The sequence below is a fragment of the Micromonospora sp. WMMC273 genome (assembly GCF_027460285.1).
Lineage (GTDB): Bacteria > Actinomycetota > Actinomycetes > Mycobacteriales > Micromonosporaceae > Micromonospora > Micromonospora aurantiaca.
In genome coordinates this window covers 1,998,382-2,010,843 of the sequence record NZ_JAPZBE010000001.1, presented here as the reverse complement: position 1 = coordinate 2,010,843, position 12,462 = coordinate 1,998,382, and the positions used below count along the sequence as shown (strand labels likewise).

Sequence of the window (12,462 nt, the reverse complement as noted above, 5' to 3'; positions counted from 1 at the left end):
CGCGGCTCGCGCGCGCCCGCTGCGCTCAGCGGGCGCGCGGATGCGCTGTCGCGTACACCTCGCGCAGCCGCTCCACAGTCACCAGCGTGTAGACCTGGGTGGTGGTCACCGACGCGTGACCGAGGAGTTCCTGCACCACGCGTACGTCCGCGCCGCCGTCGAGCAGGTGGGTGGCGTACGAGTGGCGCAGCGTGTGCGGCGAGACCGCGTCGGGACCGTCGACCGGCAGGCCGGCCCGGGCGGCGGCGGTACGCAGCACCGCCCAGGCGCCCTGCCGGGTGAGCGGGCCGCCACGCGCGTTGACGAACACCGCGTGGGTGCCGCGCCCGGCGGCGAGCAGCGCCGGGCGGCCCCGGACCAGCCAGGCGCGCAGCGCGTCGGCCGCGTACCCGCCGACCGGGACCAGCCGGGTCCGGCCGCCCTTGCCGCGCAGCAGCACGGCGCCGGCGTCCAGGTCGAGGTCGTCGACGGCCGCGCCGACCGCCTCGGAGATGCGCGCGCCGGTGCCGTACAGGAATTCCAGCAGCGCCCGGTCACGCAGCGCGCGGGCGGCGGCGTCGCCGGTGGCGCCGGGCAGGTCGGCGGCCTCCAGCAGCCGCAGGACCGCGTCGACGGGCAGCGCGCGGGGCAGCCGGCGCGGCGGCGCGGGCGGGCGGACGTCGCGGCTGGGGTCGGCGCCGGCCAGTCCCTCGCGCAGCGCGAAGCGGTGCAGGCCGCGTACCGCGCTGGCCGCGCGTGCGGCGGAGGAGACGGCGAGCGGCGGGTGGTCGTCGTCGCCGGCACGCAGCCGGGCCAGGTGGGCCTCGACCTGCGCGGGTCCGGCGGCGGCCAGGTCGTCCACCCCGGCGGCGGCCAGGGTGGCGAGGTAGCGGTCCAGGTCCCGGCGGTACGAGGCGAGCGTGTTCGCGGACAGCCCGCGTTCGACGGTGAGGTGGTCCAGATAGGTCCGGACCGCACGGCGCAGGGCCGGCGCGGGTTCCGCGCCGGCCGCGCGCACGGCGGCGTCGGTCAGCTCAGCACCTCGTCCAGCGGCAGCACGTCCATGCCGTGCGCCTCGGCGACCGGGCCGTAGACGACCCTGCCGGCGTGGGTGTTCAGGCCCAGGGCCAGCGCCGGGTCGTTGCGCAGCGCCTGCTGCCAGCCCTGGTTCGCCAGTTCGAGGGCGTACGGCAGGGTGACGTTCGTCAGCGCGTAGGTACTGGTGTTCGGCACCGCGCCGGGCATGTTCGCCACGCAGTAGAAAATCGAGTCGTGGACCTTGTAGGTCGGGTCGGCGTGCGTGGTCGGGCGCGAGTCCTCGAAGCAGCCGCCCTGGTCGATGGCGATGTCGACGAGCACGCTGCCCGGCTTCATCCGGGAGACCAGCTCGTTGGAGATGAGCTTCGGGGCCTTCGCGCCGGGCACCAGCACCGCGCCGATGACCAGGTCCGCGTCGAGCACGGCCCGCTCGATCTCGTACGCGTTGGAGGCGACGGTCTGCAGGTGGCCCCGGTAGATGGCGTCGGCGGAGCGCAGCCGGGCCACGTTCTTGTCGAGCAGCAGCACCTCGGACTGCAGGCCGAGCGCGATGGCGGCGGCGTTCAGGCCGGACACGCCCGCGCCGATGACCACGGTCTTCGCGGCGTACACGCCGGAGACGCCGCCGGGCAGCACGCCCCGCCCACCGCCGGTACGCATCATGTAGAAGGCGCCCACCTGCGGGGCGAGGCGGCCGGCCACCTCGGACATCGGGGCCAGCAGCGGCAGCGAGCGGTCGGGCAGCTCGACCGTCTCGTACGCGATGCCGGTGACCTTCCGGTCGACCAGCGCGTCGGTGCACTCACGGGACGCGGCCAGGTGCAGGTAGGTGAACAGCACCTGCCCCTCGCGCATCCGGTGGTACTCCTCGGCGATCGGCTCCTTGACCTTCAGCACCAGATCGGCGGTGTCCCACACCTCGTCGGCGGTGGCCAGGATCTTCGCGCCGGCGGCGGCGAACTCGTCGTCGGTGATGCTGGAGCCGACTCCGGCGCCTGCCTCCACGAAGACCTCGTGGCCGTGGCGGGTGAACTCGTTGACGCCGGCGGGCGTGATCGCCACCCGGTACTCGTGGTTCTTGACCTCGCGGGGGATTCCGACCTTCACGATGCAGACACCTTCCTCCGGGGCGGCTCACCCCCGACTGCGCGGCCGCGCCGGCTCCGTTGCCGGCGCGGTCCTCCTGTCCCGCCGGCGGCAGTCTAGGCCCGTGGGAAGCCCACGGACGGCGACACTGTGACATCCGGTGCCCGCTGGTCCTGACGGTGTGTCAGGCATGCCTCGGACTGCCCGGTGGAGACGCCATCCGCCGAGAGGACAAAGTTCGATGACATCTTCCCACCGGCTGGGTGGCGAGGCCGACAGGATGTGAACCGATCACTATTGTGTCCGCTCATGACCACTCCTTATCAGCAGTACCCGCAGGGCGTCTCGGACAAGAGCAAGGTCGTCGCGGGCATTCTCGGCATCCTGCTCGGCTTCTTCGGCGCCGGGCGGTTCTACATGGGCGACACCAAGACCGGCGTCCTCCAGCTCGTGGTGAGCGTCGTGACCTGTGGCTTCGGCGCGCTCTGGGGCACCATCGACGGCATCCTGATCCTGGTCAACGGTGGCGTCGACGGACAGGGCCGCCCGCTGCGCGACTGAGCGCAGGCACACGGAAGGGGCCGCACGGTGCGTCGCACCGCGCGGCCCCTTCGTCGTCCGTCCCGGATCAGCGCGGCAGCGGCGCCTCCGGGCGGCGCAGCTCGCTGAAGCCGGTGTCCCGGGCGCGGGCGGCGGCGAGCAGCCCGGCCACGCAGGACGCGTTGGTGATCTCGCCGGCCAGCACCATCCGCACCGCCTCGTCCAGGTCCACGCGGACCACCTGGAGGTCGGCCTCCTCGTCGTGCCGGTCGTGCCGCTGGTCGGCCGGCACGTCGGCCAGGTCGCGGGCCAGGAAGACCCGCACCACCTCGTCGGTGAAACCGGGCGAGCTGTGCAGGTCGACGAGCACGTCGACGCGGCCCGCGGTCAGGTCCGCCTCCTCGGCCAGCTCCCGCAGCGCGGCGGCGGCCAGGTCCTCGCCGCCGACGTCCATCAACCCGGCGGGCAGCTCCCACAGGTGCCGGCCGACCGGGTGCCGGTACTGGCGGATCAGCACCACCTGACCGGCGTCGTCGAGCGCCACCACGGCGACCGCGCCGACGTGCCGCACGTAGTCGCGGGTCGCGCTGCCGCCGCCGGGCATGGTGACGTCGTCGCTGACCACCGAGAAGATCCGGCCGGACCAGATCTGGCGGCGGCCGGTCACCTCGTACCGGTGCTCGACGCCGCTCACGCCGCCGCCCCGCTCACTTCGCGGACGCCTTCGCGCCACCGCCGCGGCCGGCCTTCTTCGCCGCGCCGTCCAGGTCCACCGGCAGCTGGTCGGCCTGCGAGTACGCCACGGCGGCGCCGACGAACGCGGCGAACAGCGGGTGCGGCCGGGTGGGACGGCTCTTGAGCTCCGGGTGCGCCTGGGTGGCCACGAAGAACGGGTGCAGGTTGCGGTCCAGCTCGACGAACTCGACCAGCCGCCCGTCCGGCGAGGTGCCGGAGATGGTCAGCCCGGCCTTGGTGAGCTGGTCCCGGTAGGCGTTGTTCACCTCGTACCGGTGCCGGTGCCGCTCGCTGACCTCGGTGCTGCCGTACGCCTCGGCGACGATCGAGCCCTCCGCCAGCTTCGCCGGGTACGCCCCGAGCCGCATGGTGCCGCCCAGGTCGCCGCGCCCGGCGACGATGTCCTCCTGGTCGGCCATGGTGGCGATGACCGGGTGCACGGCCTCCTCGTCGAACTCCAGCGAGTTCGCCCCGTCGAGGTTGGCCAGGTGGCGGGCCACCTCGATGGTCATGCACTGCAGGCCGAGGCAGAGGCCCAGCAGCGGGATGCCGTTCTCCCGCGCGTACCGGGCGGTGCCGACCTTGCCCTCGATGCCGCGGACGCCGAAACCGCCGGGGATCACGATGCCGTCGACGCCGGACAGCGCGGCGGCGGCGCCCGCCGGGGTCACGCAGTCGTCGCTGGGCACCCACTTGAGCTGCACCCGGGCGCGGTGGCCGAACCCGGCCGCCCGGATCGCCTCGCTCACCGACAGGTACGCGTCGGGCAGGTCGACGTACTTGCCGACGAGCGCGACGGTGATCGTGTGCCGGGGCTGGTGAACCCGCTCCAGCAGGTCGTCCCAGCGGGTCCAGTCCACGTCGCGGAACGACAGGCCGAGCCGGCGCACCACGTAGGCGTCGAGGCCCTCCCGGTGCAGCACCTTCGGGATGTCGTAGATGCTCGGCGCGTCCGGGGCGGCGGTGACCGCCTCCCGGTCGACGTCGCAGTACAGCGACAGCTTCTCCTTGACCTTGTCCGGGATCTCCCGGTCGCAGCGCAGGACCAGCGCGTCGGGCTGGATGCCGATGCTGCGCAGCTGCGCCACCGAGTGCTGGGTCGGCTTGGTCTTCAGCTCGCCCGACGGCGCCAGGTACGGCACCAGCGACACGTGCAGGTAGAAGCAGTTGTCCCGGCCCAGGTCGTGGCGGATCTGCCGGATCGACTCCAGGAACGGCAGCGACTCGATGTCGCCGACGGTGCCGCCGACCTCGGTGATCACCACGTCGGGTACCTGGCCGTCGGCGTCCGGGTCGGCCATGCCGCGGATGCGGGCCTTGATCTCGTTGGTGATGTGCGGGATGACCTGCACCGTGTCGCCGAGGTATTCCCCCCGCCGCTCCTTGGCGATCACCGCCGAGTAGATCTGGCCGGTGGTGACGTTCGCCTTGCCGGAGAGGTCCCGGTCGAGGAACCGCTCGTAGTGCCCGACGTCGAGGTCGGTCTCGGCACCGTCCTCGGTGACGAAGACCTCGCCGTGCTGGAACGGGTTCATCGTCCCGGGGTCGACGTTCAGGTACGGGTCGAGCTTCTGCATCACCACGCGCAGTCCGCGCGCGGTCAGCAGACTCCCGAGGCTGGAGGCGGTGAGGCCCTTACCCAGCGAGGAGGCGACGCCCCCGGTGACGAAAATGTGCCTGGTCGTCCGTGCTGTAGGGGCCAAGGCCTGCTCCCGTGTCGTCCGTAGCGGTCGTGCGAACCGCCGTGCCGATCAGCAGAGTGATCACGCGATCCACGGGATTCCACGGTAACACCATCCGGACCGTGAGCCGGCGTCGCACCCGCTGTCGGCGCACGTGAGGCCGGATCCGGCCCGGATCCGGGCCCTTGATCGACACCACTTCGCCGGTGTGGTGCCTTCCGCCGGGCCTCGACCCCGCCACCTCCCCGACCTGGCGAGGGCAGGCCGGGGCGAGCACCTGCCGGGTCAGCCGGCGGGGATCTCCGCGGACGCCGGGTTCGGCTGGGCGGGGACCCGCGCCCCGGCGGTGGGCGGCCCGTTCGGCGCTTCCCTGTCGGCCGGGCCCTGCCGGCCCGGTGCGGCCTGCTCCCCGGCCTCCCCCGGATCGCCCGCACCGTCACCGACTGGGCCGTCACCCGCCGACCGGCCACCACCCGGACCGTCACCGGCCGGTGGACCACCGTCCGTCGGACCGTCGGCAGCGGCGCCGCCCCGGGAGGACTTGTCCGGGCCGCCCGGTGGGACCGCGCCCGTCTCGCCGCCGCCACGGCCGCTGTCGGGCACCGTACGGTCGGTGGAATGGTCGAGCACCCGTAGCGCCGCCAGGGCCGCCATAGGCACCACGAGAGCCGCCGCCGCGCCGGCCACGTCCAGCGCCGACCCGCCGAGGAGTCCGCCCAGCCCGACCGCCACGCCGGTACCGGCCATCGCCGCCCGGATCGCCGGGTAGATGCCGAACAGCCGCATCAGCCCGCCCCACGGCTGGAGCAGCGCGAGCCAGACCAGCGCCGCCCCGGCCAGGGCCAGCACGGTGAGCGGGCTGTTCACCAGCGTCTGGATGTTGGAGCTGCTGGACCGGTGCACGGTGAGGCCGCCGGTGCCGTCGCCCACAGCGGCCAGGAACCGGCCCAGGCTGCCCCGCTCGTCCGCCGGACGGCCCAGGTCGACCAGGGCGAATCCGACGGTGACCGCCAGCGCGGCCATGGTGGCCCAGGCCAGCCGGCTCACGGTGAGCCAGCCGCCGCTGCAGATCGCGGCCGCGACGCTGACGCCGGCGGTGAGCGCGATCGCGCCGATCGAGTCGGCGCCCAGGTACGGGCTGCCCACTATCACCACTGCGAGCCCGCCGACAGTCACCATCACGATCGGCCGCCAGCCCTTGCGGAACCGCTGGGCGAGCCAGCCGCCGCACAGCAGCGCCCCGGCGATGAACACGCCCAGCCCGACGGTGCCGAGTCCGGCGTACCGGCCGCCCTCCAGCGCCGAGTAGCCGACCACGCCGTTGAGCTGCAACCGGGAGCCGGTGAGCACGTCCACGCCGACGACGAGCGTGGCCAGCCCGGCCACCGCCCCGAGCGGGCCGAGAGTGCGCTCGTGCCCGGGAGTGAACCGGACCGCCGCGGTGCCGCCGACGATGAGCAGCGCGGTCACCGAGGCGTACCAGAGGCCGGCGTGGTCGCCACGCCACCAGGGCACGGCGTCGGCGAGCAGCGCCGCGGGCACGGCGAGCGCGGCGGCGATCAGCATCAGTTCCACCACGGCGACGATCCGCGGGGACACCGGTTCCGGCCCGTGCGGGCCGGCGAGCCGGCGGGCCCGGCGCAGCACCGGTAGCACCGCCACGGCGAGGGCGAGCTGCGCGGCGGCCAGCAGCGTGAAGAACCAGCCGGCGACGCGGCGCTGGGCGGCGGCCTCCCGGTCCGCGTCGGCCGGCGCCTCGATCGCGGCCCGCAGGTCGTCCGGCCGGTCGTCGACAGTCACCGCGGGCCGGCCGAGGAACGCCCGTTCCGGCATCGGCTTGTCGAGCACGGCGAGCACGGTCGGGGCCAGGTCGATCAGTTGCAGATAGCCGGACCGGGCGGTGCTGGGCGAGGTCAGCCAGCCGCCCTCCCAGCCGGGGCCGTCGGCGACAGCGACGTGCAGCCGCGCCGGGGAGTCGGTGTCGGACACGCCGGCGACGAGCACCAGCGAGCGCGGCGGCCGGGCGGCGAGCACCCGGGCCAGCCGGGCGTCGGCCTGCCGCGCCTGCGCGGCCCGTACCTCCGGGTCGTCGTCGTCGACGGTGCCGACGTCGACGATGCTCAGCACGCAGGAGCCGAGCAGTTCCGCCGGGTCCTCCGGGAGCGTGGGCGCGTACCTGTCGACCCGGCCGAACGGGCGGGCGGCGGCCACCGCGGCGCCCGGCCCGACCGCAACCGAGCAGCGCACCGACTCGGCCAGCGCGCCGGGTGTGGCGCCCCAGGAGAGCTGCTCCTGGTTGTGTACGACCGCGCTGGCCTGGTCGGGCAGGTTCGCGCCGATGCCGTCGGGCCGTTCGACAGTGACGGCGGTGGCCGGGCAGCCGCCGCTCGGGCGGGCGCCGGGCCAGGCGGCGAAGTTCCCCGCGCCGAGCGTGAGCCAGCCGTCGACCGGGCAGGTGGGGCGGTGCGCGGAGCGCACCGAGAGCGATCCGATCGCACCCTGCTCGGCCATCCGCCACAGCGTCGGCGTGTTCTCCGGGTCGACGTCGTCCCACCGCAGGCCCGCCGCGCCGACGAGCACCACGTAGTCGGCGTTCGGCCGGGTCGCGCCGTCGTCCGGGCGGGCGGACAGCGCGGTGATACCAAGCACCACCACGACCAGGGTCAGCAGCACCGGGGTCAGTCTGCGCAGCATCAGCGGTTCCCGGTGGACAGCTGCGGAGTCAGCTCGGCGTAGAGGCCGGCGAGCGCGGCCACGGTGTCCGCCTCGGTGGGCCAGGTCGCCGCCCGGGCCAGGGCGCGCCGGCCCAGGTCGGCCCGGCGTGCCGGGTCGTCGAGCAGGTCGCGCACCGCCGCGTCGACGGCGTCCACGTCGCCGGCCGGCACCAGCACGGCCGCGTCGCCGACCAGGTCCGGCAGACCGCCGACGGCGGTCGCGACCAGCGGTACGCCGGCCCGCAGCGCCTCCTGCGCGAACAACTGGCGGGCCTCCCAGTCGCTCGTCACCACCGCCAGGTCGGCGCCGCCCAGCAGGTCCGCCACGTCGTTACGGTGCCCGAGCAGCGTCACCGGCGCGCGGGCGGCCGAGATCCGGGCGGCCAGCGGCAGATACGCCGGACCGCTGCCGGCGATCACCACGAGCGGTGCGGGGGTACGGGTCCGCCAGCGGGCGGCGGCGTCGATCAGCACGTCGTACCGCTTCTGCGGGTGCAGCCGGCCCACCGACAGGATCAGCGGGCGGTCGGCGGCGACGCCGAACTCGGCGCGTACCGCGGTGCGGCGGCGGCGCGGCGCGGGCAGCGCCGGCGCGGCGACCGGAGCGAGACGAGCGTCGGCGGCACCGAGCGCGGCGGCACGGTCGACCAGGTCGGCGGAGGCGCCCAGGGCGACCCGCACGGACCGGGCCACGACCCGCTCGACCAGCCGGGACACCGCGCCGCGCAGGCCACCGGCGAGGACCGCGTTGTGCCAGGTGACCACCAGCGGCGCGGCGGGACGGGCGAGCGCGGCGACCAGGCCGGCGCGCAGCCCGTGCGCGTGCACCACGTCGACAGGTGTGTCAGCGAGCGCCCGGCGCAGCGCGGTGACCGCGCGCGCGTCGCCCGGCGTGGGGCTGGCCGGGATCTCCACCGGCGTGAACCGGGCCCCGGCGCCGGTGAAGTCGAACTGTTCCTCGGTGGCGGCCGGGCCGCAGACCAGCACGGACGCGCCGGCCTCGGTGAGCCCTCGGGTGATCGAGCGCACGTGCTGCCCGACCCCGCCGGTGCTGGAGGCGAGCACCAGGGCCACCGACCCGGGCCAGCGCGGTGCCGGCGAGGCGTCCGTCATGAGGAAACGGTCTCCCTTCCGTCACCCCGCTCGCCGGGGTGCTGCTGCGCCGGCGGGCCGTCGTCCCCGCCGGCCGGGGGTCGCCGGCGCAGCCGACGGGTCACGGTCGCGAGCAGCGGCCGCAGGTCGCGGGCGTCGGTCAGCCAGGCGACGGCGAGGAACAGGACACCGACCACGACCCCGGACAGCATGCCCTGCGCGAGGGCCCACGGTGTCGTCGGGGTGCCGTCACCGAGCCCGGCGAGTCCCGCCGCGACGCCCGCCCCGCCCGCTCCGGCGACCACTGCGGCGAGCAGCCCGGCGGCGCCGGCCCGGCCGATCCCGGCGAGCGCCTCGCCGCCGGCCGCCCGCCGGACCGCGGCGATCAGCAGCGCGCCGAGCAGCAGCATGCCGGCCGACGTCGCCAGCGTCACCGCGAGCACCCGGTCGGCCAGCGGCGCCACCTGGGCGGACACCACGGCGAGCGCGGGCACGCTGAGCCAGCCGAGCGCGGTGGCGACGGTGGCCGCGCGGGTCTCGCCGCGGGCGTACAGCGCACGGGTGAGGACCGCGAACAGGCCGTAGCCGACCAGGCCGGGCGCGAACCCGGCGATCCCGGCCGCCGCGGTGCGCGCGTCGAGGGGATCGGAGAAGAAGAAGTGCCCGACCGGGACGGCGGTGCCGACGAGAGCGGCGGCGCCGAGCAGGCTGAGCAGCACGACGCCGCGTGCCGCCGGGGCCAGCGTCTCCCGGTAGGCGCGCTCGTCGCCGGTGGCCCGGGCCGCGACGAGCGTCGGGTACGCGGCCACCGCGAGCGGCACCGCCAGCACCGCCCAGGGCAGGAAGTAGACGGTCTGGGCGAGGTTGTAGACGCTGACGTCGGCGGTGCGGCCGTAGGTGACCTGGTTGAGCGCGACCACCAGGGCGATCTGCTGGGCGGCAACTGTGACCGCACCGGCGACCACCAGACCGCCGACCCGGGCGCGGGCGTCGGCCGGGAAGCGGTAGCCCGGCCGGATCCGCAGCCGCAGGCGACGCACCGGGATCAGCAGCGACAGCGAGAGCACCACCACGCCGAGCGTGGTCCCGGCGGACAGCAGCAGCTCACCGCCGCGCCCGGCCTCACCGATCGTGGCCAGCCGCCCCTCGGCGACGGTGAAGCCCAGGTAGACGGCGATGACCGTGACGCTGGACAGCAGCGGCGCGATCACCGGCCAGGCGAAGCGCCGGTGCGCCTGGAGCACACCGGTCAGCACGATCCCCACGCCGTACAGCGGCAACTGCGGCGCGAACACCCGCAGCATCCGCGCGCCGGACGCCTGCTGGGCCTCGCTGAGACCGTTTCCGATCAGCCCCGGCAGCGGGTCGGCGAACACCGCCAGCAGCACCGCCAGCGGCACCAGCAGGCTCAGCGTCCAGGTCAGCAGCGCGCCGGTCGTAGCGGCCACCGCGCGCCGGTCACCGGCCTCGACGGCGCCTGCGAGCAGCGGTACGACCAGGCTGGCGAGCGCCCCACCGGCGACGATCTCGAAGATGAAGTTCGGGACGTAGTTCGCCACCAGATAGGCGCCGCCGAGGTCGGTGGGGCCCAGCATCCAGGTGAACACGGCGGTGCGGCCGAAGCCGGCGAGCCGGCTGAGGACGGTGAGGACGGCGATGAGGGCCGCCGCCCCGGCGACCCGGCCGGCGGCGGCGAGAGGAGCCGGTTTCGTCACGTCAGTCCGGGAGCCGGCCCAGCTCGTCGAGGTGCCGCAGCCCCGGCGTGGACGCGATGACCTGGGTGAAGCTGACCTTCTCGCTGGCGGCGGTGAGCGCGGCGAGCACGGCCAGCACACCGGCCCGGCCCAGCGGCCCGGTACGCGCGGCCAGGCTCACGCCGAGCAGCGCGCCGAGCGCGTTGGCGCCGCTGTCGCCCACCATCACCCGCTCACCGAGGTCGTCGCCGACCAGCGCGGCCGACGCTCCCACCGCGCCCGCCGCGACGCCGCCGTACGGGCCGGTGGTCAGCGGCGCGCCGAGCAGCATGCCGGACTTCAGCGCCCGGCCGGGTCGCAGGTCGAGCAGGTTGACCAGGTTCGCGGTGCCGGCCACCACGCCGGCGCCGAGCAGCACGTCGAGCCCTCGGCCGAACGCCCCCGCCTGCCGGCGGCGCGGATGCGCGGCGACCCGCCGGTCGGCGGCGAGCAGCGCGGCGGCGCCCAGCCCGGCCACGCCCACCCCGGCGACCTTGACCATCCCGGCGGTGACCTGACCCTCGCGCAGCGCGGCGAGATGCCCGGCGAACCCCTTGGCGGCCTTCTGTTCGGGGCGCGCGCCGACCACGTCGTCGTAGAGGCCGACAGCGCCCGCGCCGAGCCCGGCGACGAGTGCGGCGGCGCCGGCCGGGGCACTACCGGCGCCGAGCGCGGCCCCGGTGGCCGCGCCGACGGCCAGGGCCGGACCGGCGGCCAGGGTCACGGTGCGGCCCCGGTAGTTGGTGCGCTCCAGCGCCGGCCCGCCGGGCGACGTGCGCGTCTGGCGCAGCACGTAGCGGGCGGCCAGCGCGCCCGCGCCCACTGCGAGCAGCCGACCCAGTCTCACGGGACCTCCTCGATCCGGACTTCGAACGCGACGCGGCACGGACCGGGCGGCCCGCGGCGGTCACCGGGGCAGTGTAGGCACCCGGGAGGTGGCGTTGTCGCCCACGCCGTACTGGCCGGTCTTCTTCTCGGTGAGCTGCTGCGCCAGGGCGAGGCTGGTGCCCAGCTGGCCCTGCACGGTGTTGGCGTTGTCGACGGTGGAGATGGTCTGCGACAGCACCGGGTCGCCGCGCACGACGGAGACGAGGTTGCCGCCGGTGGAGCCCATGCCGGCGACCACGAGCGCGCCGGCCCGGTCGAACTGCTCGGCGATCTTCACCACCGACTCGTCCTTCTTCGCCGAGTCCTTGTCCACGTACGGCTGGCCGGTCACCATCACCACCGCCTCGGCGGCGGCGGAGATCTTGTCCGCCGGGGTGAGGTAGCCGGCGGTGGCGTACTGCTCCAGCACGGCGCGCCGGTCGGCCTCGCTGACCGCCGGGCTTCCCGCCGGGCGGTCCACCAGGACGTTTGCAAGCAGGGCGCTGGAGGTCTCCACGCCGTGCCCGTTGCCGGGCAGGTTGCCGGTGGGGGCGCTGTTCGGCCGGGCCGCGGTGACCGCCAGTTCCAGCAGGTTGTTGTTGCTGTCCGGGTTGACGAACTTGTCCTGCACGTCGATGCGGCCGGTGACGTCGGCGCCGGCGGTCTGGAGCATCTTCACCACGCCCTCGGCCTGGTCGCGGCCGCTGGGCAGGGTGAGCACCAGCACCCGGCGGCCGGTCAACTTGCCGGGCAGGACGAGCTGGGCCATCTCGGCCGCGAATTCCTCCTCGGTCTCCAGCTGCTTCTGCATGCTGTTGACCGACTGGCGCATCAGCGAGTTGTCCTTGCGCAGGCCGTTGACGTTCTCCCGGAGCGAGTCGGCGACCGGCCCGTTGAGGGCGGCTGTGCCGACCACCAGGCCGATCGCCAGTGCCAGGAACACCGCGGTCAGGGACACCACGTGGTAGCGAAAGTTGATCACGCTTGCAGCCTCTT

The 12,462-nt window shown here is 75.0% G+C and carries 10 protein-coding genes; 1 reads left to right on the top strand and 9 read right to left on the bottom strand.

Annotation, left to right across the window (positions count from 1 at the left end):
• Window positions 1-25: 25 nt before the first annotated feature.
• Both O7611_RS09555 and ald read right to left on the bottom strand, forming a co-directional pair.
• Complete coding sequence (locus O7611_RS09555) at window positions 26-997, bottom strand: site-specific tyrosine recombinase XerD (protein WP_269696585.1); 972 nt, start codon at window positions 995-997, stop codon at window positions 26-28.
• Between the two features lie 11 nt (window positions 998-1,008).
• On the bottom strand, window positions 1,009-2,124 hold the full coding sequence (ald, locus tag O7611_RS09550; RefSeq protein WP_194799862.1) for an alanine dehydrogenase: 1,116 nt from the start codon (window positions 2,122-2,124) through the stop codon (window positions 1,009-1,011).
• 186 nt (window positions 2,125-2,310) lie between these two features.
• On the opposite strand from ald, the gene O7611_RS09545 reads away from it, so the two are divergent.
• Window positions 2,311-2,664, top strand: a complete 354-nt coding sequence (locus O7611_RS09545; protein ID WP_370584891.1) for a TM2 domain-containing protein — start codon at window positions 2,311-2,313, stop codon at window positions 2,662-2,664.
• 67 nt (window positions 2,665-2,731) lie between these two features.
• Here the strand turns inward: O7611_RS09545 and O7611_RS09540 are convergent, their stop codons facing one another.
• From O7611_RS09540 to O7611_RS09510, 7 genes are all read right to left on the bottom strand, one after another.
• Window positions 2,732-3,337, bottom strand: coding sequence for an NUDIX domain-containing protein (locus O7611_RS09540; protein WP_194799860.1), 606 nt, complete (start codon window positions 3,335-3,337; stop codon window positions 2,732-2,734).
• 13 nt (window positions 3,338-3,350) lie between these two features.
• On the bottom strand, window positions 3,351-5,081 hold the full coding sequence (locus O7611_RS09535) for a CTP synthase (RefSeq protein ID WP_194799859.1): 1,731 nt from the start codon (window positions 5,079-5,081) through the stop codon (window positions 3,351-3,353).
• A 264-nt stretch (window positions 5,082-5,345) separates the two neighbouring features.
• On the bottom strand, window positions 5,346-7,754 hold the full coding sequence (locus O7611_RS09530) for a hypothetical protein (RefSeq protein ID WP_194799858.1): 2,409 nt from the start codon (window positions 7,752-7,754) through the stop codon (window positions 5,346-5,348).
• Complete coding sequence (locus O7611_RS09525; protein ID WP_194799857.1) at window positions 7,754-8,887, bottom strand: glycosyltransferase family 4 protein; 1,134 nt, start codon at window positions 8,885-8,887, stop codon at window positions 7,754-7,756. The genes O7611_RS09530 and O7611_RS09525 overlap by 1 nt, the downstream gene beginning before the upstream one ends.
• A complete protein-coding gene (murJ, locus tag O7611_RS09520; RefSeq protein WP_194799856.1) occupies window positions 8,884-10,581 on the bottom strand; it encodes a murein biosynthesis integral membrane protein MurJ in 1,698 nt (565 codons plus the stop codon). Before murJ ends, O7611_RS09525 begins: the two co-directional genes overlap by 4 nt.
• A gap of 1 nt (window position 10,582) precedes the next feature.
• Window positions 10,583-11,446 (bottom strand): hypothetical protein, encoded by an 864-nt coding sequence (locus tag O7611_RS09515; RefSeq protein WP_269696584.1) that lies wholly within the window; start codon window positions 11,444-11,446, stop codon window positions 10,583-10,585.
• Window positions 11,447-11,506: 60 nt separating this feature from the next.
• On the bottom strand, window positions 11,507-12,448 hold the full coding sequence (locus O7611_RS09510) for a copper transporter (protein WP_194799854.1): 942 nt from the start codon (window positions 12,446-12,448) through the stop codon (window positions 11,507-11,509).
• Window positions 12,449-12,462: the final 14 nt, after the last annotated feature.